The 22,080-nt window shown below is 70.4% G+C and carries 18 protein-coding genes; 7 read left to right on the top strand and 11 right to left on the bottom strand.

Annotation, left to right across the window (positions count from 1 at the left end; translation table 11 throughout):
- Position 1: 1 nt before the first annotated feature.
- The 4 genes from ACTWOL_RS01610 (at position 2) to ACTWOL_RS01595 (ending at position 3,331) form a co-directional block, all read left to right on the top strand.
- Entirely contained in the window at positions 2–1,054 is a 1,053-nt protein-coding gene (locus ACTWOL_RS01610) for a thiolase domain-containing protein (RefSeq protein ID WP_474293501.1), read from the top strand.
- Positions 1,044–2,213: a thiolase domain-containing protein gene (locus ACTWOL_RS01605; RefSeq protein ID WP_474293499.1), complete on the top strand. Its 1,170-nt coding sequence runs from the start codon at positions 1,044–1,046 to the stop codon at positions 2,211–2,213. The genes ACTWOL_RS01610 and ACTWOL_RS01605 overlap by 11 nt, the downstream gene beginning before the upstream one ends.
- A 129-nt stretch (positions 2,214–2,342) precedes the next feature.
- A complete protein-coding gene (locus tag ACTWOL_RS01600) occupies positions 2,343–2,585 on the top strand; it encodes a DUF397 domain-containing protein (RefSeq protein WP_474293497.1) in 243 nt (80 codons plus the stop codon).
- A 245-nt stretch (positions 2,586–2,830) separates the two neighbouring features.
- Positions 2,831–3,331, top strand: a complete 501-nt coding sequence (locus ACTWOL_RS01595; RefSeq protein ID WP_474293496.1) for a hypothetical protein — start codon at positions 2,831–2,833, stop codon at positions 3,329–3,331.
- A gap of 113 nt (positions 3,332–3,444) precedes the next feature.
- On the opposite strand, the gene ACTWOL_RS01590 is transcribed toward ACTWOL_RS01595, so the two are convergent.
- Entirely contained in the window at positions 3,445–5,685 is a 2,241-nt protein-coding gene (locus ACTWOL_RS01590; RefSeq protein WP_474293494.1) for a terpene synthase family protein, read from the bottom strand.
- A 145-nt stretch (positions 5,686–5,830) separates the two neighbouring features.
- The gene (locus ACTWOL_RS01585; RefSeq protein WP_474293492.1) at positions 5,831–7,753 is read right to left on the bottom strand and encodes an N-acetylmuramoyl-L-alanine amidase; all 1,923 of its coding nucleotides are present in this window, start codon (positions 7,751–7,753) and stop codon (positions 5,831–5,833) included.
- Between the two features lie 566 nt (positions 7,754–8,319).
- Between ACTWOL_RS01585 and ACTWOL_RS01580 the strand changes: the two genes are divergently transcribed.
- Both ACTWOL_RS01580 and ACTWOL_RS01575 read left to right on the top strand, forming a co-directional pair.
- Positions 8,320–8,646, top strand: a complete 327-nt coding sequence (locus ACTWOL_RS01580; protein WP_474293490.1) for a plasmid stabilization protein — start codon at positions 8,320–8,322, stop codon at positions 8,644–8,646.
- Positions 8,647–8,835: 189 nt separating this feature from the next.
- Positions 8,836–9,771, top strand: coding sequence for a helix-turn-helix transcriptional regulator (locus tag ACTWOL_RS01575; protein ID WP_474293488.1), 936 nt, complete (start codon positions 8,836–8,838; stop codon positions 9,769–9,771).
- Between the two features lie 117 nt (positions 9,772–9,888).
- On the opposite strand, the gene ACTWOL_RS01570 is transcribed toward ACTWOL_RS01575, so the two are convergent.
- Positions 9,889–11,007, bottom strand: coding sequence for an aminoglycoside phosphotransferase family protein (locus tag ACTWOL_RS01570; RefSeq protein WP_474293486.1), 1,119 nt, complete (start codon positions 11,005–11,007; stop codon positions 9,889–9,891).
- 233 nt (positions 11,008–11,240) lie between these two features.
- Between ACTWOL_RS01570 and ACTWOL_RS01565 the strand changes: the two genes are divergently transcribed.
- Positions 11,241–12,749, top strand: coding sequence for a DNA-binding protein NsdB (locus tag ACTWOL_RS01565; RefSeq protein ID WP_474293484.1), 1,509 nt, complete (start codon positions 11,241–11,243; stop codon positions 12,747–12,749).
- A gap of 274 nt (positions 12,750–13,023) precedes the next feature.
- On the opposite strand, the gene ACTWOL_RS01560 is transcribed toward ACTWOL_RS01565, so the two are convergent.
- The 8 genes from ACTWOL_RS01560 to ACTWOL_RS01525 all read right to left on the bottom strand — a co-directional run bounded on the left by ACTWOL_RS01560 (position 13,024) and on the right by ACTWOL_RS01525 (position 21,977).
- Positions 13,024–14,508, bottom strand: coding sequence for a PP2C family protein-serine/threonine phosphatase (locus ACTWOL_RS01560; RefSeq protein WP_474293482.1), 1,485 nt, complete (start codon positions 14,506–14,508; stop codon positions 13,024–13,026).
- A gap of 171 nt (positions 14,509–14,679) precedes the next feature.
- A complete protein-coding gene (locus tag ACTWOL_RS01555; protein WP_474293480.1) occupies positions 14,680–15,162 on the bottom strand; it encodes a nitroreductase family deazaflavin-dependent oxidoreductase in 483 nt (160 codons plus the stop codon).
- Positions 15,159–16,589, bottom strand: coding sequence for a cytochrome P450 (locus ACTWOL_RS01550; protein WP_474293479.1), 1,431 nt, complete (start codon positions 16,587–16,589; stop codon positions 15,159–15,161). The genes ACTWOL_RS01555 and ACTWOL_RS01550 overlap by 4 nt, the downstream gene beginning before the upstream one ends.
- A 247-nt stretch (positions 16,590–16,836) precedes the next feature.
- The gene (locus ACTWOL_RS01545; RefSeq protein ID WP_474293477.1) at positions 16,837–17,787 is read right to left on the bottom strand and encodes a PfkB family carbohydrate kinase; all 951 of its coding nucleotides are present in this window, start codon (positions 17,785–17,787) and stop codon (positions 16,837–16,839) included.
- Positions 17,784–18,776 (bottom strand): zinc-dependent alcohol dehydrogenase family protein, encoded by a 993-nt coding sequence (locus tag ACTWOL_RS01540; RefSeq protein WP_474293475.1) that lies wholly within the window; start codon positions 18,774–18,776, stop codon positions 17,784–17,786. Before ACTWOL_RS01540 ends, ACTWOL_RS01545 begins: the two co-directional genes overlap by 4 nt.
- Positions 18,773–19,651 (bottom strand): carbohydrate ABC transporter permease, encoded by an 879-nt coding sequence (locus ACTWOL_RS01535; RefSeq protein ID WP_474293473.1) that lies wholly within the window; start codon positions 19,649–19,651, stop codon positions 18,773–18,775. Before ACTWOL_RS01535 ends, ACTWOL_RS01540 begins: the two co-directional genes overlap by 4 nt.
- Positions 19,648–20,616, bottom strand: coding sequence for a carbohydrate ABC transporter permease (locus tag ACTWOL_RS01530; RefSeq protein WP_474293471.1), 969 nt, complete (start codon positions 20,614–20,616; stop codon positions 19,648–19,650). The genes ACTWOL_RS01535 and ACTWOL_RS01530 overlap by 4 nt, the downstream gene beginning before the upstream one ends.
- The gene (locus ACTWOL_RS01525; protein WP_474293469.1) at positions 20,613–21,977 is read right to left on the bottom strand and encodes an ABC transporter substrate-binding protein; all 1,365 of its coding nucleotides are present in this window, start codon (positions 21,975–21,977) and stop codon (positions 20,613–20,615) included. The genes ACTWOL_RS01530 and ACTWOL_RS01525 overlap by 4 nt, the downstream gene beginning before the upstream one ends.
- Positions 21,978–22,080 lie beyond the last annotated feature (103 nt).

The raw sequence follows: 22,080 nt of genomic DNA, 5'->3' as shown, positions 1-22,080 counted from the left end.
CATGCGAGACGTCGCGATCGTCGCCTTCTCCCAGTCCGAGACCCGGCGCAGCAGTGAGGAGCTCTCCGAGGTCGAGATGCTGATGCCGGTGCTGCACGAGGTCCTCGAGCGGACCGGCCTGCGCACCGGCGACATCGATTTCACCTGCTCCGGCTCCTGCGACTACCTCGCCGGCCGGGCCTTCTCCTTCACCCTGGCGCTCGACGGAGTCGGGGCCTGGCCGCCCATATCCGAGTCCCATGTCGAGATGGACGGCGCCTGGGCCCTGTACGAGGCGTGGGTGAAACTCCTCACCGGCGAAGCCGACACCGCACTCGTCTACTCGTACGGGAAGTCCTCGCCCGGCTCGCTCCGGGACGTCCTGACCCGTCAGCTCGACCCCTACTACCTCGCCCCGCTGTGGCCCGACTCGGTGGCGCTCGCCGCGCTCCAGGCCCAGGCGCTCATCGACGGGGGCGCCACCACCGAACGGGAACTCGCCGGCATCGCCGCCCGCAGCCGCACCGACGCCGCGGCCAACCCGCACGCGCAGCTGCGCGGCCGGCACGACCAGGGCGACTACCTCGCCCAGCCGCTGCGCACCGGAGACTGCCCGCCCATCGGCGACGGGGCGGCGGCCGTGATCCTGGCCGCCGGGGACAGGGCCCGCGAGCTGTGTGCACGTCCCGCCTGGATCCGGGGCATGGACCATCGCATCGAGGCCCATGGCCTCGGCGTCCGCGACCTCACCGACTCCCCGTCCACCCGGCTCGCCGCCGAGCGCGCCGGAGCCTTCGAGAGGCCCGTCGACACCGCCGAACTGCACGCACCCTTCACCTCTCAGGAGGTCGTGCTGCGTGAGGCCCTGCGTCTCGACGACGGGGTGCGGGTCAATCCGTCCGGTGGCGCGCTCGCCGCCAACCCCGTCATGGCAGCGGGCCTCATCAGGATCGGTGAGGCCGCCGCCGCGATCCACCGCGGCGACTCCGACCGCGCTCTCGGCCACGCCACCTCCGGCCCCTGCCTCCAGCAGAACCTGGTCGCCGTCCTCGAAGGAGAGCCGCATGTCCGCTAAGGAGCCCGTGGCCGTCGTCGGCGTCGGCCAGACCAAGCACGTCGCGGCCCGCCATGACGTCTCCCTCGCGGGCCTCGTCCGCGAGGCAGCCCGGCGCGCCCTGGACGACGCCGAACTGGGCTGGTCGGACATCGACGCGGTCGTCATCGGAAAAGCCCCCGACTTCTTCGAGGGCGTGATGATGCCGGAGCTCTACCTCGCCGATGCGCTCGGGGCCGTGGGCAAGCCCATGCTGCGGGTCCACACGGCCGGCTCGGTGGGCGGCTCCACCGCACTCGTCGCGTCGAACCTCGTCGCGGCCCGTGTCCATCGCACCGTGCTCACCCTCGCCTTCGAGAAGCAGTCCGAGTCCAACGCCATGTGGGGCCTGTCGCTGCCCATCCCCTTCCAGCAGCCGCTGCTCGCCGGCGCCGGCGGCTTCTTCGCGCCGCATGTGCGCGCCTACATGCGGCGCAGCGGGGCGCCCGACACGGTCGGCTCACTCGTCGCGTACAAGGACCGCCGCAACGCCCTCAAGAACCCGTACGCCCATCTGCACGAGCACGGCATCACGCTCGAGAAGGTGCAGTCCTCGCCGATGCTGTGGGACCCGATCCGCTACTCGGAGACCTGCCCCTCGTCCGACGGCGCCTGCGCCATGGTCCTCACCGACCGTACGGGAGCGGCTCGTTCACCCCGCCCGCCCGCCTGGGTGCACGGCGGTGCCATGCGTAGCGAGCCCACCTTGTTCGCCGGGAAGGACTTCGTCTCCCCGCAGGCGGGCAAGGACTGCGCCGACGATGTCTACCGGCAGGCCAGGATCGCCGATCCGCGCCGCGAGATCGACGCCGTCGAGATGTATGTGCCGTTCTCCTGGTACGAGCCGATGTGGCTGGAGAACCTGGGCTTCGCGGCCGAGGGGGAGGGCTGGAAGCTCACCGAGGCCGGGGTCACCGAGATCGACGGGGACCTGCCCGTCAACCCGTCCGGCGGGGTGCTGTCCACCAATCCCATCGGAGCGTCGGGAATGATCCGCTTCGCGGAGGCAGCGCTTCAGGTGCGCGGCCAGGCGGGCGAACACCAGATCGACGGCGCCCGCAAGGCACTCGGCCACGCCTACGGCGGCGGCTCGCAGTTCTTCGCGATGTGGCTGGTCGGCGCGGAGCCCCCGGAGCACTGACCGCCACCCGCCCAGGACCCACCGGGCGCCGCGGCGGGACCATCACGCTCCGCTGCGGCCCGCGGCCTGTCCGTGACCGGCCTCCGTCGCTAGGCTGAGCGCGGACGACGAACCGGGAGGAGTACGCACGTGGCCGAGACGATCACCACGGAGCAGCCGCTTTCGGGCTGGAACAAGCCGAACCTCGATCTGAGCAGGGCCGACTGGCAATCCGGCAGCCAGGGCGTGGGAGACGTACAGATCGCCTTCGTCGAAGGCTTCATCGCGATGCGCAACGGCGGCCGCGCGGAAAGCCCCTCGCTGATCTTCACTCCGGCGGAGTGGCACGCCTTCGTCCTCAACGCCCGTGAGGGGGAGTTCGACCTCACCTGAACGGCCGGAGACCCGGCCGCCCGCGGCTGCGGACGACGATTCCGGCACCCCCTGTCCCTCTGCCTCCCGACCAGGTCCTGTACCCCGGTCAACGCGAACACGCACGACTACCGTCCCGGCCCCCGCCCCGTCACCAGCGCGGCGCGGGCCCGGTCGCGCCCTCGGGCCGGAGCCTCGTCGCGGGGATCGCCACTGCGCCGTACCCGGATCGCCGTACGCGGCCCCCGGGCCCGTACCATGGCGGCATGTCCTTCCTCCGCCGCCGCAGCGCCGCCCATCCAGCCGGCCCGGACTTCGACGTCCTCGCCATGGACCCGGGTGACTGGCCCGGCAATCTGGGTGCCGGCCTGCTGCCCGCGCCCGACGGCAGCTGCCAGGGCGTCTTCCTCCGCTACGACCTGTTCGGCGGCCGCGGCCCGGCGATGATCATCGGCAATCTGCCCGAGGGCTCGCCCGCCCGGGAGCTCGCCGAGGACCAGGTCCCCTTCGAGGTCGCCCAGCTGCTCGTCGCCCTGGAGAACGACGAGGAGGTCACCGTCACCGGCACCGAGGACGTGCCCGTCATGCAGGGCGACAACCTCCTGATCGTCCGGCGGATCAAGCTCTCCGAGAGCCGTATCTCCTGCGTCCAGTTCGACCGCAGCGACAACATCCTCGTCACCATCGCCAGCTGGGACCGGCCGATCACCGACGACCTCTACGCGCTGCTCAAGCCGCTGCCCGCGGAGCTCTTCCAGCAGGGCTGACGGAGCGCAGACCCACGCGCCCGATCCCCCGGAGTCGCACCGCGGCCCGCCGTGACCACGTCATGGCGGGCCGCGACCGTCGGACCGGCCGGTCCGTGACATACCCGTACCGGCTACACCCGGGCCCGTCCCCTGTGGGCCGCTGCCCTCGGCACCCCGCCGCCCTGCTGCCGCAGCCCCTCGACGACCCTGGCCGCGGACATGCCGACCGCCGTCGGCCCGCCTGTACGCAGGGGTGAGCCCGCGCCGTGCGGCAGGTCCTCCTCCGCGTACCGCCGTACATTGCGGTGCCAGTGCAGAATCCCGGCCAGCCAGTCCTCGAGCTCACGCACATAGGCGTCCAGCGCAGTCCTGCCCCGCTCGTCCAGCCCGAACTCCTCGCACAGCAGAGGGAGTTCATGCTCCTTCAGATGCAGGAACTGCCGCAGCCGGGAACGCATCAGATCGTCCGTGATGTGCACGGCCGCCGGGTAGTCGCAGCCGAAGAAGGACTGCACCACCAGGACGGCGTTGTGCACCTCGCCCTCGACCTCGACCTCCTTCTGGTAGGAGAACAGATCGTTCAGCAGCGTGGCGTAGTCCGTCGCCGAGTTCTCCAGAGCGCGCACCGTCCCGCTCCGGTACACCTCAGGCGGCAGCTCGTCCTCGTGCCGCAGCCGGCACAGCAGCATCGTCAGATCGGTGCCGAACGTCAGCCGGCGCATCTCGATGTAGTCGACGGGATCGGGCACCCGGTGCTGCGCCTGGTTGTGGAGCTCCCACAGCCAGCTCTCGAGCATCACGTCGATCGCCCGGCGCAGTACGGCCCGCGCCTCGGCGCCGACCGGCCCCGCGGTCCGCGCCCACAGATCCGCGAGCCCCCGCTCCATCGGACTCACCGCCACGGACGCCCCCGCCGCCGGATCGTCGAGGGGCATGCAGGCCATCAGCCCCTCATTGCAGGCCTTCGCGTCGACGAGCCTGCGTGAACGCCCGAACACCAGCGGGTAGTAGTCGTCGGCGTATGTCCCCCAGGCCAGCCACTCCGCGCTGAGCTCCAGCTCCTCGGGCGTGGCGTCCGGATCGAGCCCGGCCGAGCAGAGAGCGAAGTCGAATCCGGCGAGCATCGGCTCGTCCCAGATGTCGTCCAGCAGACCCATCCGCCCCGCCCACGCGAGGGACTTCGCACGGGCGTCGTCCAGGTGCGGACTGAGCGTCAGCGGGAACGGAAGATCGAAATCGGGAAGCAGCGACGGTCCGGTCCGCCGGTGAGGCGCATGGGTGAGGCTGCGCAGCCGGGCCGCCGCCGGGCGTCCGAACAGCGTGCCGATGTCGAGGGCCGAGGTGCCGAGCACTCCGTCGAACAACGACGGGCCGGTCCGCGCACCCTTGTTCATATAGCGGCTCGAGCGCATGTGCCACTCATGACCGCCGGACTGCCAGTCCTGCAGGCCCTTCGTGTACGCCGCGATCGCCGCGCATTCGGCGGGATCGAGACCGAACTCGACGCAGAGCGCGGGGATTTCGGTCAGTGCCGTGTTCTCGAACTGTTGCAGCCGTGACGTCAGCAGGTCGTTGACGGCTTCGGCCGCCTCCTGCGTCGTGCACCCCAGGAACGTCTCCAGCACCAGCACACCGTTGCTGAGCTCGCCCTCGTCCTCCACCTCACGCTGGTAGGAGAACAGGTCGTTGCGCAGATGGACGGCATCGGCGAACGTCTCGGTCAGCACCCGCAGCGGCCTGGAACCCGCCACCTGCGCGGGCACCTCGGCGCCCGCCGCGTACTCGACCAGTCCCGCCGACCACGGTGCGCCGCCCACCTTGCGGCGCATCTCGACGTACTCGACCGGGTTCGCGACCCGCCCCTCGTTGATGTTGTCGAGCTCCCAGATCGACTCGTTGAGCAGATGCTCGGTCGCCAGCGCGAACCGGGCTCGCCAGGAGGGCGACATGCTCGGCACCGTACGCGCCCACAGATCGGCGAGACCCGCCTCCACCTGGTTCGTGGGCTCGGGCGTGGCCTGCGCCGGGTCGAGCGGCATGAACGCCGGCAGCCGGTCCAGATAGGCCTTGCCGCCCGCCAGGTCGCCGGTGCGTTTGAACACCTCGAGGAAGTGGTCGTCGAAGAAGAACACCCACACGTACCAGTCCGTCACCAGCGACAATGCCTCGGCCGAGCAGTCCGGGTGGGTATAGCCGCACAGCAGCGCATAGTCGTGCGCGTCGAGATCTTCCTGCTCCCAGACCCCCGACCCCTCCAGCATGCCCATCCGGCGCGCCCATGCCCGGGTGTGCTCCCGCGCCGCGTCGACATGGGGATTGAGTCGGGCCGGATACGGAACGTAGAAATCCGGCAGTACGAAGGGCTGTGCCATGCGTGCCCGGCCTTTCGGTGAGCGTCCGCGCATGCGCCGCGCGGACCGGTCGCGTACGGGCCAGGCCTACCCGTCGCCCATCCGGCCCACGCGACGGCGATGATCACCCGTCCGGATGAAACCGCAGCACAGCCCGCGAACACTGCTACACCGTCAGCACCCGCACATCCGACGCCTTCACGAACGCCACACGGTGTCCGAACTGGATCTCGTAGTACATCTCCTTGCCGCGTACGACGGTGTGCCCACGCGTGTCGAAGGTGGGCGCGTAGTAGTACTCGCCGGGTGTCCGCTCGCCGAGCACATACCTCTGGCCCGCGGGCAGCGTGTACGGCAGCGGTGTCACGGCCTGCACCGGCACTCCCGCCGGATACGCGGACGCCTCCGGATAGGCCCGCCCGTACACCGGCACCTGGGCCAAGCCGTCCCGGGCGGTGACCACCGCAGCCCGCGCGCCCACCGCCGCCGGCCGGACGCGCGGATTGTGGAACCACGCCTTCTGCCCCAGATACCAGACCGCCGTCCAGTCGCCGTGCCGACCGGCGACGGCGTACTGCTGTCCCGTCGAGGCCCTCGCACCGGTGTCGTTCACCCCGGTCGTGGAATCCCCGCCGTCCGGCCGCAGCCCGATGTCCTTCACCAGCGGGGCGGCGGCGTCCGGCGCCGTGTGCAGCCGGACCGCGCCGGAACCGTGCGCCGCACACGGCTCACCGGGCTTCACACAGCCCGTGTAGAGCGGCCGGTGCCATGGATAGTCCGGACGGATCGTCACCACGGCCGCGCCAGGGCCGCCGGTCGGCACGAACGGCCGCCCGAGCAGGGTGAAGTAGTGCGCCCAGTCCCAGTACGGGCCGGGATCGGTGTGCATCCCGGGGATGCTCGACGGCACCGTGCCCGGAACGTTGTCGTGGCCGATGATGTGCTGCCGGTCCAGCGGAATGCCGTAGCGCCGCGCCAGGTACCGCACCAGACGGGCCGACGCACGGTACATCGCCTCCGTGTACCAGGCGTCCGGGGCGGTGAGGAAGCCCTCGTGCTCCAGGCCAACGGACCTGGTGTTGACGAACCAGTTCCCGGCGTGCCAGCCGACGTCCTTGAGCCGCAGGTGCTGTGCGATGTGCCCGTCGGAGGAGCGCAGGGTGTACTGCCAGGACACATACGTCGGGTCCTGCACCAGCCGGAGCGTGGTCTCCCAGCTCGCCTCGGTGTCATGGACGACGATGAACCGGATGGACTGCGACAGCGGCCGGTTCGCCTTGTCATGGTTGCCGTAGTCGCCCTCACCGAACTCCTCGTACGGTGCGGGGATCCACTCGCAGGCCACCGTCGGGGGACATTCCGTGGGCCCCGGGGCGGCGGGGCGCAGTCCGAGTTCCGCGACCGGCTCGGTGTCGGGCGTGACGGCGGGGGAGGCGGGCAGCGAGACGAGTTCCCCGCTGTCGGTCGTGCGGTGCTGCCCGGACCGGATGACGGCGTAGACCTCGTCGGCGTAGACCGTCGCCGTCGCCGTGTCCTCCGCGCCCGAGAAGCGGGCGACCGCCCCGTACCAGTCGGCGGGGTCCGCACTCGTCCGGCCGAGCCTTCGCTGGGCGTCGGCGAGCAGGGCGGCGCCCCCTCGGATGTTCGCGGCAGGGCTGGTACGAAGGATCCGCGCGGGGATGCCCGTCAGTGAGGCGGCCCGCTCCAGTGTCCGCAGCCGTGGTGGCAGCGCTGAGCGAGGCGGCTCGGCGGCACGTGCTGCCTCGCTTCTCGCCGGGCGCGAGTCGTCGCCCCGAGGGTCTTCCGGCCCGGAGGCATGGTGGGGCGCCCCGGCCAGCGCCGTCCGGGCATCCGTGAGGTGCATCGGTCCGTACCCGCCGGTGACGCTCGGCGCGCCGTTGTGCCCGTCCCACCGCGACTGGAGGTAGGAAACGGCGAGCAGTACCGGCTCCGGTACGCCGTACTCGGCGGCAGCGGCGGCGAATTCACGCTGCAGGGTGCCGGGCCCGGGCCCGGCACCGGACTGCCGGGCGACGGCCGGTGGACCGGCCGAGACCCCGGGCAGCAGCAGTCCCGCTGCGACGAACATGCGGATGAGGAAACCTCTCGGCCGTACATGGGCGGATCCGCGTCCTCGCAAGGCGGCCTCCAGAGATGACGACGGGCACGGGAAAGCAAGTCGGGTCGCCCACAGGGGTAGCGGATGGCGAGGGTGTCGTCAACGAAGCGGCCCTGGTGGCGCGATGGCCTGGTGTGCTTCACCGGAGTGGACCATTGGGGCGTGGACGGGATCGAGTTGACCGGCGCGGGCGTGGCGACCGCCTGGCGACGCTCGTCCACAGGACGGTCTGACCCGACGGGGCCTTCGCGTGCCCCGCAGTGCCCGGCGCGCCCCACGCAGATCGAGGAGATCCGGGAGCCGGACGGCGAGGCGCTCCCCGAGGATGGCAGCCGTCTCACCCCGCACCAGCTCAGCGAGCCCGGCAGCCGCCGCGGCGATCTATTTTCCGGAGGAGGCAAGGCGGCCCCGGAGGATGGAAACGGGTACATGGGGTACCCCTCCCCAAGAGGGGCTCGGAACCCTTGGGAGCTCAGTAATCCCGGAGAGCTCGGAGCCCCAGGAGAGCACAGAACCGTTGCTCGAAGGAGCACGCCATGCCTGCAGGATCGAGTCGCAAACGGGAACGCCAGTACGAGCACATCAAGGAGAGCGCTCAGGAGCGCGGAGCCTCCGCATCCCGTGCCAAGGAGATCGCCGCGCGCACGGTGAACAAGCAGCGGGCACGCTCGGGTGAGGCGGACACGGCGAGCAAGACCTCCCTCCGGGACCCCAAGTCCGCCTACGAGCGCGGCGGCGAACGCTCCCACCGGGGCGCACAGGGCCCGACGAAGGACCAGCTCTACGCAGAGGCCAAGAAGAAGAACATCGAGGGACGCTCGTCGATGAACAAGGACGAACTGCGGCGCGCACTGGGCCGCTGACATCGCCCGATCCCCATCGTGACGGCGCCGATGGATCCGGCTCGGGCCCAGGCTGACGCGAGCAGCCCGTGCCGACCCGGCATGTTACGGGGACGAGCCTGCGCTTCGACTCAGCCTGGTATCAGGACCTGTTGATCCTGGTAGCGGGAGCATCTGGAAACAGGCTTGGGGGTCCGGCACGCTGGGAGCATGAGCTCGATGGCACATCGCACGAAGGCGCCGGAACCGGTGGAAGCGCCGCCCGGACGACGGACCGGCGCCCGGGCCGTGGACCCCGCGAAGGCGTCGGAGATCCGGCGGCAGGAGCTCGGCGCGTTTCTGCGCAGTCGGCGCGAGAGGATCAGTCCCGAGCGGGTGGGCTTGGAGCGGGGCCGTCGCAGGCGCACGCCGGGGCTGCGCCGCGAGGAGGTCGCGCAGCTGTCCGCCGTGGGCATCACCTGGTACACCTGGCTGGAGCAGGCCCGGGACATCCAGGTCTCGGCACAGGTGCTCGACTCACTGGCGCGTACCCTGCTGCTGGACACCACGGAGCGCGCTCATCTGTTCCAGCTCGCGGGTGCGATCGACCCCGCGCCCCGTACGCTGTGCCCGTCCGTCACCCCGGCGCTGCGCGATCTGCTGCACCAACTCGAGCCGATCCCGGCCTGTATCCAGAACGGCCGCTACGACATCCTCGCGTACAACCGCACCTATGGGCGGCTGCTCTGCGACCTGGACGCGTTGCCTCCGGAGGACCGGAACTGCCTGCTCCTGATCCACATCAACGAGCAGTGGCGTTCATCCGTCGTGCTCCTGGAGGAGACCGCGCGGACCATGGCGGCCAAGTTCCGTGCCGCGATGGCAGAGCATCTCGCGGAGCCGACCTGGAAGGTGCTGCTGAAGCGACTGCAAGCGGAGTCACCGGAGTTCTGTGAGGCATGGGAGCGCCATGAGGTGGTGAACTCGCACAGCAGGCGCAACCAGATCAACAACCCCTACGTGGGGCTGCTCACGCTCGACCACACGGATCTGTGGCTCGGTCCGGAGAGAGGCGCTCGCATGCTGACCTACGTCCCCGCCGATCAGCAGTCCCGGGAACGCCTGGAAGCGCTCCAGGAGTTGGCCGCCGCAACGGCCGACGGCTAACGGCTAAAGGTGCGCCCCCGGGACCACACCGCGCGGGCATGCGGCCACAGCCAACAGAGCGCTGCGCGTCCCGTGTGTCGGCACCGGACACGCAGCGCTCTTCCCCCTCGTCGACGGTCAGCGAGTGCCGACCGCAGCGCGCACGGCCCGCCGTGCCAGCGCGCAGTCGTCGTGCAGCCGCCGCAACAGCAGCCGCTGCTCCTCCCCGGCCGTCATTCCCCCGGGCTGCATCGGCACGGTCCTGGCCGGATCCGACTCCCGCATCGTCCGCTGCACAGCCGTCTCGTAGGTGCGGATCTCACGGGTCAGCACCAGCATCAGATTCACCAGGAAGGCGTCGCGCGCCGCGGGTCCTGACTGCTGAGCCAACTGGCTGATCTGCCGCCGGGCCAGCGGGGCATCGCCCATGACCGCCCACAGCGTCGCCAGGTCGTACCCGGGCAGATACCAGCCCGCGTGCTCCCAGTCGACGAGCACCGGGCCGGTCGGTGCCACCAGGATGTTCGACAGCAACGCGTCGCCGTGACAGAACTGGCCCACGCCGTGGCGCCCGCTCGCATGGGCGAGACCGTGCAGCAGCTTCTGCAGATCGCCCAGATCACGGTCGGTGAACAGCCCGAGCTCGTGATAGTGGGCGATACGGGAGGCGTAGTCGAGCGGCGCGTCGAACAGACCGGCCGGCGGCCGCCAGGAGTTGAGCCGTGCGATCGCACCGAGCACCGCACGGACGTCCGCGCGTGGCGGCGCCTCCGACGGGTGGCGTACGAGCGCGGCGGGGCGGCCCGCCATGCGCTCGATCACAAGCGTGCAGTTGTCCGGATCCGCGGCGATGAGGCGCGGCACCCGCACCGGCGGGCGGTGCCGGACGAACGCACGGTATGCACCTATTTCGTGACGGAACCGCTCCGCCCACACCGGGGACTGGTCGAGTAAACACTTGGCGACCGCCGTGGCCCGCCCGGTGCTGCCGACGAGGAGGACCGAACGCCCGCTCCTCCGCAGCACCTGCACCGGATTGAACTCCGGGCAGATGCGGTGCACCGACGCGATGGCCATGCGCAGCTGCGCGCCCTGGGGGCCCGACAAGTCGATTCTCCCGCTGAGCGGTTGGCCGACGGCTGCCGGCCAGCGCCGGGTCCGTACGGCGGGGGAGGAGTCGAGGAACGGCCTGCCTCCGGCCGGGACGGACGTCTGCGGCCGGGGCGGGGCGGACACGGAGGACGATGCTGTGTACATGGGCGAGACAGATCCCTTCGTGTGCCGACAAGTCGCGTGCGCGGCCCTGCCCCGGAAGCCTTCGGCACCCTGGGGAATGCGCGAGGGCTGCCGGGGCGGGGTGGCGCGTTCCTACCTGACACCCGGGCGCGGGTGGCACACCATCTGGCGCACCCTGGCGAACCCTGGCGAATAGTCGCGGCGCATCTGACAGGGGGTTACTGTCAACTCAGCCGAGAACCTGGGGGCTTGACGTGACCGGAGAACCCAACACCCGCCTGTCCGACCTGTTCGGCCTCGCCGGCTGGTCCAAGGGCGAACTCGCGCGGCTCGTGAACCGGCACGCGGCGGCCATCGGCCATCCGCAGCTGGCGACCGACACCTCGCGGGTGCGGCGTTGGATCGACATGGGGGAGACCCCGCGCGATCCCGTGCCCAGAGTGCTGGCGGCTCTGTTCACCGAGCGACTCGGCCGTGTCGTGACCATCGAGGACCTCGGTTTCGTACGGCAAAAGCGCACGGGCAAACGGCGGGACGCAAGCACCACGCAGAACCCCGACGGCATGCCCTGGGCACCCGAACGTACGGCGGCGGTCCTCACCGAATTCACGGGAATGGACCTCATGCTCAACCGACGCGGCTTGGTAGGCGCGGGTGCCGCGCTCGCCGCAGGCTCCGCAATCAGCACCGCCATGCACGACTGGCTCCACACCGACCCCGCAAGCGCCCGCACCGGCTCCCCTTCGGGGGCCGGCTCCTCCGCCCGTCCCCTGCACGCCGACCCCGCTGGGTTCGACCGTTACGAGGCCGCCCCCATCGGGTCGCAGGAGATCGAGGCACTGGAGCGCTCCGTCGAAGTGTTCCGCGCCTGGGACGCCGCGCGCGGCGGCGGTCTCCAGCGCAAGGCCGTCGTGGGCCAGCTCAACGAGGTGGGCGGCATGCTCGCCTACCACCACCCCGACCATCTCCAGCGGCGCCTGTGGGGCGTCGCCGCCAACCTCGCCGTACTCGCGGGTTGGATGTCCCACGACGTCGGCCTCGAACCCACCGCGCAGAAGTACTTCGTCATCGCCGCGCACGCGGCCCGCGAGGGCGGTGACCGCCCCCGCGCGGGAGAGGCCCTGTCCCGTGCCGCCCGCCAGATGGTGCATCTGGGCCGCCCGGACGACGCCCTGGACCTCATGAAACTCGCCAAGTCCGGCTCGGGCGAGGAGATCCTCCCTCGGACCCACGCGATGCTGCTCACCATCGAGGCATGGGCCCAGGCCTCCATGGGACGCGGGCAGGCCATGCGCCGCACCCTCGGAGAGGCCGAGGAGCTCTTCGTGGCCGACAAGGGGGATGTGCCACCGCCCAGCTGGATGCAGCTTTTCGACGAGGCCGACCTGCACGGTATGCAGGCCCTCGCCTACCGCACCCTCGCCGAGCACGAACCCGCGGCCGCAGGCACCGCACAGCGCCACGCCAGGCAGGCACTCGAGCTGAGGGAGGGCGGGCGCCAGCGCTCCAAGATCTTCGACTACATCTCCCTGGCATCGGCCTGTTTCATCGCCGACGACCCCGAGCAGGCCGACCGCTACGCCCGGCTCGCACTGGTGTCGATGGGGGAGACCTCTTCGCACCGCACCTGGGACCGGCTGCGTGAGATGTACCGGCTCACCGGGCAGTACGCCGGATACGCCAAGATCGAGGATCTCCGTGAGGAGATCCAGCTCGCTCTGCCCAACAGCCCGTCAAGGCGCACACGAGCTGCGAAGATCTGAGCGGCGACCGACGCGTGGGTGTGGCATCCCCCGTCGCATGACACCCGCTCGATGACATTGTGCTTCGGCCGCGTACCACGTGCCTGGCTGCGTATGGAGCATCAAGCGTTGCGGCCACGCCCTGTTGAGCACGAGCCGCCGCTTCACCACGACCCTTGAGCGGCCCCGGCCCGACGAGCCGGCTCCCCACCGAGACCTGGAAACCCATCGACACGACCATCCGACGAATCTCCGACGCCCGATCGACGGACGTGCGATCCGTCCCGCCGACCGGTCAACCCGCCTGTGTGTCGCGCTGGTGGAACCTGGCGACCATCACACAGGCGTCGTCCTCACGCTCGCTCTCGCCGAACTCCTCGACGATCGTCCGCAGGCACTCCTGGGCGTCGGCGGCCAAGGCGAAGCGCGGGGCGAGAGCGAAGAGGCGGTCCCGTCCCGACTCATCGCGCGCGTCGGCGCTCCGGGTCAGTCCGTCCGTGTGGAACACCAGCAGATCACCGGGGAGCAGCTGCATTTCGGCCTGCTCGTACACCGCACCGGGCGTCGCCCCGAGCAGCATTCCCTCCGGCGGTGTCAGCGCACGCCCCGTCCCGTCACGGAACAGCAGTGGGGCGGGGTGTCCCGCCTGCGCCCATTGAAGCGTCCTCGTCACCGCGTCGTAGTGGCAGCACAGCGCACCGCACAGCGCCGGCTGGGCGGAGGAGTCCAGCAGCTGGTTGAGATGTCCCAGGAGTGCACCGGGACGAACTCCCGCCACGGCCATGCCGCGCAGCGCCCCGAGCAGCATCGCCATCGTCGATGTGGTGGTCACACCGCTGCCCGTGACATCGCCGACGCTGAACACCACACTGCCGCGGCCGAGTTCGGTCGCGTCGAACCAGTTGGCGCCGATCAGGGCACCGCTTCCCGCCGTGAGACAGCACCCCGCCACATCGAGGCCGGCGAGACCCTCACCGGGAAGAGAGCGGGGAGAACCCTGCCAGGACGGCAGGACGGCCTCCTGCAGCTCCGCGGCGATCCGGCGCTCCGTGTGGTCCACATGCTGTTTCCGTGCCAGCGAGTCACGGGACTCGCGCACCGCGCGCTGGGTCCTGCGCAGCTCGCTGACATCCCGTAAGACCGCCCACATGGATGCCGTACAGCCGTCCACGTCGAGGACCGGCTCGCCCATCATGTGCAGCGTACGGACCCGGCCGTCGGGCCTGACGATCCGGAACTCCCCGTCCATGGGCTTCCCGTCGATCAGACAGTCCGTCACCATCGCGGTGAGCAGCGCCTGGTCCTCGGCGAACACCATCGACGGCAGCTCGTCCAGGGACATCGGGCCGCTCTCCACCGGCCGTCCGAAGATCTGATAGAGCTCTTCCGACCAACTGACCTCGTCCGTCAGCAGATTCCACTCCGCGCTGCCGACCCTGCTGAGCAGCGACCCGGCGCCCGGCGGAAGCCCCCCGTACCCGACGGCATCGAAGGAGGGAAGACCGGCCTCCGGCTGTACGGGGCCGGCCGTGGCCGGATGCGTCTCCGGTAACCCTTCCTTCAGCTGGTCCAAGTGGGTACCGAGGTCGTCGAGTTGGTGGACCGCCAGATCGCACAGCGCCCGCTGCCAGCGTCCCTGGAGATCGTCGTCATCCACCATGGCATCCCTGCGCACCGCGTCCACATCACCGCGCAACCGACGGGTCTGCGAGATCAAGGCGTCCACCGTGTCGCGCCCGGGTGGCTGGGCGGAACGGTCCGCGAACAGATGGGACGGCATGTCGTACTCCGATACGGGCGCGTCACGGCCAGGTCTGAGAGAAGCACCGGTTACGACTGTTGCACAGGGAGCAAGGGCGCGTAAGGGATTTGGCAACACTCGATACGGTGGTGCTTCTGGCATATGTCTACGGCCAGCGGTGAGCCGCTGCCGTAGCGTGAACAGCCCGCCCTACGTCTCGGTCCGTGTCAGCCGCACCACCGGAATATCCCGGTCCGTGCGCTGCTGGTAGCCCGCGTACGGACCGAACACCCTGACCAGGTCCGGCCATACGCGCGCTTTCTCCGGCGCCGACAGCGTCTCGGCCCGCGCCGCGAACCGCTCCGCGCCGACGCGCAGCCATACCTGCGGCTCGTCCCGCAGGTTCAGGTACCAGAGCGGATGCCTCGGGGAACCTCCGTTGGAACCCACCACCAGAAAGTCGTTCCCGTCGCGCCCGTAGATGAGGACGGTACGGCGCCAGACGCCCGACTTCCGGCCCCTGTAGTCGAGGAGCAGACAGGGCGCACCGTGGATGGTCGTTCCCCTCGTGCCGTCCGACTCCTCGTACAACCGGGCCTGTTTGGCCACCCAGTCGGTGGGGCTGACGTCCACCTCGTCCGGACCGCGCCCCTCGCCATGTCCCGCCCGGCGTTCCGCTTCGCGTTCGGTCATTGCTCCACCGTAGTCCCCTCCGGGCCGGCGCACCGGAGGACAGCGCGCACCGCACCGCCCGGCTGCAGCGTCAGGCCCGTCTTCGGCGCCACCTTGGCCTGCCCCGTGTCGACGTGGAACCGCTGCGCCAGCGCGGCCAGTACCAGGACCGCTTCCACCATGGCGAAACGCGCCCCCAGACACGCCCGTGCGCCCCCGCCGAACGGGAACCAGGCGTGATCCGGGGCCATGGGCCCGCCGTCCGGCTCCCACCGCTCCGGCAGGAAGGCCTCCGGCTCGGGGAACCAGCGCGGATCGCGGTGGGCACTCCACTGGCTGGACCACACCACGGTCCCTTCCGGGACCGGTAGGCCGCCGAGCGTCGAACCCTCTTTCGCGATGCCCGTCATCAGCCACACCGGGGGGTACAACCGCAGGGTCTCCTTCACCACCTGCTCGGTGTACGGGAGCCGCCGCAGATCGTCGTACTCCGGAGTGCGGCCGCCGAGGACCCGCTCCAGTTCCTCACCGAGCCGTGCCCGGGCGCGGGGATTGCGCGACAGCAGATACCAGGCCCAGGTCAGTGTCGTTCCCGTCGTCTCGTGCCCGCCGATGTAAAGGGTCACCGCCTCGTCGCGGACCTCTTTGTCGGACAGCGGCAGACCCTGCTCGTCCCGCGCGGCCAGCAGCCGGCTCAGCAGGTCGTCCCGCTCCTCGCCGCTGCGCCGCCGCTCCCCGGTCACCCGGCTCACCTCGGCGTCGATCACCTCGACCGCCCGGCGCAGTCTGCGCCGGCCGGGCGTCGGGACCCATGGCGGCAGGAACAGGGTAAGGCCGCGGAACTCGTCGCCGATCGCCTGCTGCGCCACGTCCATGGCGGCTCCGATCACGTCCTCCCGCCCGGCGGTGTCGGCGCCGAACAGCGTCCGTACGGCGATGCGCTGGGTGAGCGCCAGCATCTCCCGGCGTACGTCGATCTCCTGCCCCGGCCGCCATCCCGCGGCCACCTCGGCCGCGCACGCCGCCATCGTGGCCGCGTACGTACGGACCTGGCGCGGCCGGACCGCGGGCTGGACCAGCGCACGCTTGCGTCGCCAGGCAGCGCCCTCCGATGTGACCACGCCGTCCCCGAGGACCAGGGTGAACGCCCAGCCCAGTTCCGGATGGCGGAAGACCGTCTCGATGCCGGTCAGCAACTCACCGATGTGCTCCGGACGCGACACGAATAACGCGCGTTGCGGCCCGAGCCGCCACTCCACGAGATCCCCGCAGCCCCGGAGCCTGACGAAGAAACCCAGCGGATCGCGTGCGAACGCCGGTAGGTTCCCCAGCCCCGGCAGGCGTCGCGGCCCGGGTACGACGGTCGCGGCCGTGCCTGGTGCGGCGGACGGGACCGGGCCGTCCCGATCGACCGTGTCCCGTCCGGGAACAGCGGATCCAGCGGTCATGGTGTGCCTCCCCGAAGTGTCAACCACCGGTCTCCCCGGCGGTGTTGCTCCCAGCCCAGCATGTGCACGACCACTCTGCACGACGTGGAGCCGGAGGGGCGACGGGGGCCGCCGTCACCGGCGGCGACGCGCGGCCGGTCCCGTGGACGACAGGCGCGCCGACGCGCGCCCCGGCCGTAGGGGCCGGGGCGCGCGTCGGTTCCGTCCTGTGCCCGGGTCGGGCCCGGCCGCACGTGCGCCCGTGCTGTCACCCGGTGGGCGGCTCCAGAGCGACCGGCGGGCGCAGGCCGTCGGGTACGGAGCCGCCGCTGTGCGCGCACACCGCCGCGGCCACTTCGGCGGCGCACTCCAGCATCGCCAGGGCCTGCTGTACGCCGATCCCTTGGGGACCGCCGCGGTGCAGCAGTCCGGCGGCGCCCAGCCAGGCGAGGGTGCCGGCCATGAAGGCATCGCCGGCGCCGATCGTGTTGACCACGTCCACCGCGACGGCGGGCGCCGACACGGTCTCGCCCGACGGCAGGAAAGCCGAAGCGCCGTGCGCCCCGCGCGTCATGACGGTGAGCCGTCCGCCGTCCGCCAGGGACCGGGCCGTCACTTCCGGCTCGTCCCCCGGCCACAGCAGGCCCAGGTCCTCGTCGCTCGCCTTCACCACATGGGCCTGGGAGCACAGCCGGCGCAGCAGCTCCAGGGTGTCGGGGGCCCCGCCCCGCACATTGGGGTCGACCACGAGCAGCCCGTGCGCCGCAGCCTCCCCGGCAGCCGCCGCGACGGCCCCGGCCGACGGGTCCGTCACAGCGGCCAGTCCACCGGCGTAGACGGCGCCGAAGCGGGCCACGTCGTCAGCCGTCACCTGGGGGAGCGCGAAGGTGGCGGTGTCCCTGAGATGGAAGTGGTAGCTGTTGCCCTCCGGACCCGGATCGGCAACGGCCAGCGCCGTGGGCAGGGCCGAGCGCGAGCACGGCCCGGTGTCGACGCCCGCCGAGCGCAGCCAGACCTCCACGGTCCGGGCGAAGCCGTCGTCGCCGAGTCCGCCCGCGAAGGCCGTAGGCGTCCCCAGCCGTGCCAAGTCCACGGCGACATTGGCCGGTCCGCCGCCCGGCTGGGCACGCCTCAGCTCCGCCTCCTGCGCACGGCCCTCGCCGGCCGGCACCAGATCGATCAGCGCCTCGCCGAGGACCAGGACCCGACCTCCGTTCACGGCTGCACCACGATCTTGCGGCCCTTCCCCGCCTGGAACTGGGCGATCGCCTCCGGATACCGCTCCAGCGGCAGCCGGTCGCTGATGAACACCTGCGGGTCGAGCACCCCTGACGCGAACAACGCAGCGGCCCTTTCGAAGCTGTGCAGCACCGCCATCGAACCGGTGATGGTGATCTCCTGGTTGTAGATGCGGTACGGCTCGATGACCGCCCTCGTCGCGTAGTCGCTCACCCCGAACTGCAGGAACGTCCCGCCCTTGGCGACCCGTCCCAGACCGTCCTGGATCGCGGCCGCGTTCCCGGTCGCGTCGATCACGACGTCCCAGCCTTCGCCCGCCCGGTCGAGGGCGTCCGCCGACGCGGCGGTGTCCGAGCAGCCCAGCAGCTTCGCCGTGGCGAGGCGCTCGGGGTTGACGTCCAGGACGTCGACGCCCACGGCTCCGGTGCGCTTGGCGAGCTCCAGCATCATGAGCCCCATCGTGCCGGACCCGTAGATCAGCACCTGCGCGCCGAGGGTGCCGCTGAGCACGTCGTACCCCCGGACCGCACAGGACAGGGGCTCGATCAGCGCCGCGTCCCGCACATCGATGTGCTCGGGCAGCGGTACGCAGTTCGACACCGGCGCCACCGCGAACTCGGCGGCGCCACCGGACACCGTGACCCCGATGGCCGCGTAGTGGTCGCACAGGTTCTCGCGGCCTGCGCGGCAGTACCGGCACTCGTGACAGGGCAGCGACGGGTCGACCGCGACCCGGTCGCCCGTGCGCAGCTCCGTCACGTCCTGTCCCACCGCGACGACCGTGCCGGCGAACTCATGGCCCGGGACGATGGGCAGGGTCGGGGCGAACTCGCCCTGGAGGATGTGCAGATCGGTGCCGCAGAGCCCGCACGAGGCCACCTCCACCACGACCTCCCGGCGCCCGGGAGTGGGGTCGGGGACGGTCGTGACGGACACCTTGCCCGGGGCTTCGACGATCGCGGCCCTCATTTGACAGCTCCAAGGGACAGGCCCTGGACCAGTTTGTCCTGGGCGGCGTAGCCGGCGGCCAGAACCGGCAGGGACACGACGATGGACGCGGCACACAGCTGGGCCAGGAACAGCCCCTCGCTGGTGACGAATCCGGTGAGGAACACGGGTGCGGTCTGGGCGACGACGCCGGTGAGCACCCCGGCGAACAGCAGCTCGTTCCAGCTGAAGATGAAGCAGATCAGCGCGGTCGCGGCGATCCCGGGACCCGCGATCGGCGCCACCACCCGCAGCAGCACCGTCGGCAGCCGTGCGCCGTCCACGCGCGCCGCCTCGATGATGGAGACCGGCACATCGGCGAGGAACGACTGCATCATCCAGACGGCGATCGGCAGATTCATCGACGTGTAGAGCAGGATCAGGAGCCAGATGTTGTCCAGCATCCCCACGTTCTTCGCGAACAGATAGATCGGCAGCAGTCCGGCGACGACCGGCAGCATCTTCGTGGACAGGAAGAAGAACATCACGTCCGTCCACTTGCGCACCCGCCGGATCGACAGCGCGTATGCGGCGGGCAGTGCGAGCACCAGCACCAGCAGCGTGGAGAGCACCGCCGCCATCGCCGAGTTGATCAGCGGTGGCCACGGGCCGTCGCCTCCGCGGTCGAAGAACGCCTGATAGCTCTCCAGGGTGAGCGACGCGGCGAGCGCGGGCGGATTCGAGGCCGCGTCCTGCTCCGCGTGGAAGGACGTCAGCAGCATCCACGCGGCCGGCAGACAGAACCCGAGTGCCACGATCCAGGCCAGCAGCCCCAGCGCGGCGGAGCGACGCCGTTCACGCCGGGCGATCGCATCGGTGCCCCTGGCGGGCACCGAGGTGTCGATGGCGGTCGTCATGCGCGGCTCGCCTCCTCTCGGAACAGGGACGAGACCACGCGCAGTGCGAACGTCGCCAGCACCATCGTGCCGATCACGACGACCACGCCCGCCGCGGACGCGAGCCCGTACTCATGGGCCTTGTAGAAGGTCTGGTAGATCGTGTACGGGAGGTTGGCGGTGCCGAGGCCCCCGGAGGTGATCGTGAACACGGCGTCGAAGTTCTGCACGATGTAGATCGAGCCGAGCAGTGTGCCGAGCTCGAGGTACCGGCGCAGATGCGGCAGCGTCAGATACCTGAATATCTGCCAGGCGTTCGCGCCGTCCAGACGCGCTGCCTCGATCTGCTCGCCGGGCCGGCTCTGCAGCCCGGCGAGCAGGATCAGCATCATGAACGGCGTCCACTGCCACACCAGCGCTGCCTCGACCGCGATCAGCGGCATGCCCGAGATCCAGTCCGGCTGCGCCGGATCCGTGTCACCGAACAGTCCCGCCAGCCAGGCCCAGCCGCCGTTGAGCAGACCGTACTCCGGGTTGTAGAGCACGTGCTTCCACAGCAGCGCGGCAGAGACCGGCACCAGCAGGAACGGCGTGATCAGCAGGGTGCGTACGACGCCACGGCCGACGAACGCCCGGTCCAGCAGCAGCGCGAACCCCAGCCCGAGCAGCACGCTCACGATCACCACGCTGGCGGTGAGCAGCACCGTCGTGAGCAGGGACTCCTGCAGTGCCGAGTCCGTGACCACCGTCATGTAGTTGGACAGTCCGGCGAAGCGACGGGCGTCCGGATTGTACGAGTTCCAGTCGAACAGCGAGATCGCCAGGGTCGCCACGAACGGCAGCTGGGTGACCGCGATCAGAAAGATCAGGGCGGGCAGCAGGGGCGCGCGGGTGGCCCAGGCACGCAGGCCACCCCCGTTGCCCTTTGCGGCCGTGGGGCGCGCGGACGTCACCTTCCGCGCAGCCCCGGCGGACGTGGTCGTCACCTGTACTCCTCTGCGACCTTCTCGGCGAGGGCCTGCGATGCCTTCAGCGCTTCAGCCACCGACTTGCGGCCCGCGATCGCGCCGCTGATCTCCTGCGACACCTTGGTCCCCAGATCGGTGAACTCGGGAATGCCGACGAACTGGATACCGGCGGCGGGACGCGGCTGCACCCCGGGGTTGACCGGGTTGGCCGCGCCGATGGCCGCCTTGGTGACCTCGGCGAACGCCGCGGCCTCCTTCTTGTACTCCGGGTTGGCGTACGTCGAGCTGCGCTTGCCCGCCGGCACGTCGGCCCAGCCGATCTGCTTGCCGACCAGCTCCTCGTACTCCTTGCTCGACGCCCAGGAGATGAACTTCCACGCGCTGTCGCTCTTCTTGGACGCCTTCTGCATGCCGAACGCCCAGGTGTAGAGCCAGCCGGAGCTCTGGGTCTTCTCCACCGGCGCCGGCACGTATCCCATCTTGCCCTTGACCGGGGAGTTCTTGGCCTCGAGCGAACCGGCACCCGCCGTGGCGTCGTACCACATCGCCGTCTTGCCCTGCGTCATGTTGTTGAGGCACTCGGCGTAGCCGGACTGCGCCGCGCCCGCCTGGCCGTGCTCGCGCAGGAGCTTGACGTAGAACTCGGTGGCCTTCGTGAACTCCGGCGAGTCGAGCTGGGCCTTCCAGTCCTTCGTGAACCACGTGCCGCCCATGGTGTTGACGACGGTCGTCAGCGGTGCCATCACCTCGCCCCAGCCGGGCAGCCCGCGCAGACAGATGCCCTTCATGCCCGGCTGCGCCCCGTCGGCCTTGGCCGCGAGGTCGGCGACCTGCTGCCAGGTCGGCTTCGCCGGCATCGTCAGGCCCTTGGCCTCGAACACGTCCTTGCGGTACATGAGGAAGGACGACTCGCCGTAGAACGGCTCGGCGTAGAGCTTGCCGTCGGCGGCCCTGAGCGAGTCGGAGAGCGGCTTGAGGACGTCGTCCTGGTTGAAGGCCTTGTCCTTGCCGACGTACTCGTCCAGCGGGTGCAGCCAGCCGTTCTTGGCGTAGAACGGCACCTCGTAGTTGCTGATGGTGGCGATGTCGTACTGACCGGCCTGGTTGGAGAAGTCCTGGCTGATCTTGTCGCGGACCTCGTTCTCCGGAAGCACCGTGAAGTTGACCTTGATCCCGGTCTTCTTCGTGAAGTGCTCGGCGGCCAGTTTCTGCAGCTGCACCATGGGCGGGTTGTTCACCATCAGCACATTGACGGTGTCCTTGTCCTCCGCGGAGCCACCGCTGCCACCGGCACCGGAGCAGCCGGCGAGGAGCGCCCCTGCGACGGCGAGAGCGCCGAGCCGGACGGGTATGGCGGAATTCCGTCTGGTCAGAGCCATGAGTCTCTCCTTGGTTTCTGTTGTTGGGGGAGATCTATTCCAGGCACGAACGGATAAATCGGACGAACCTGTCTGCTGTGTGTGCCGGCGCCGGTGCCGAGCC

The organism is Micromonospora sp. IBHARD003 (assembly GCF_056106285.1).
Note: the sequence above shows the minus strand (reverse complement) of the source record. Positions and strands in the feature narration are given on the sequence as shown.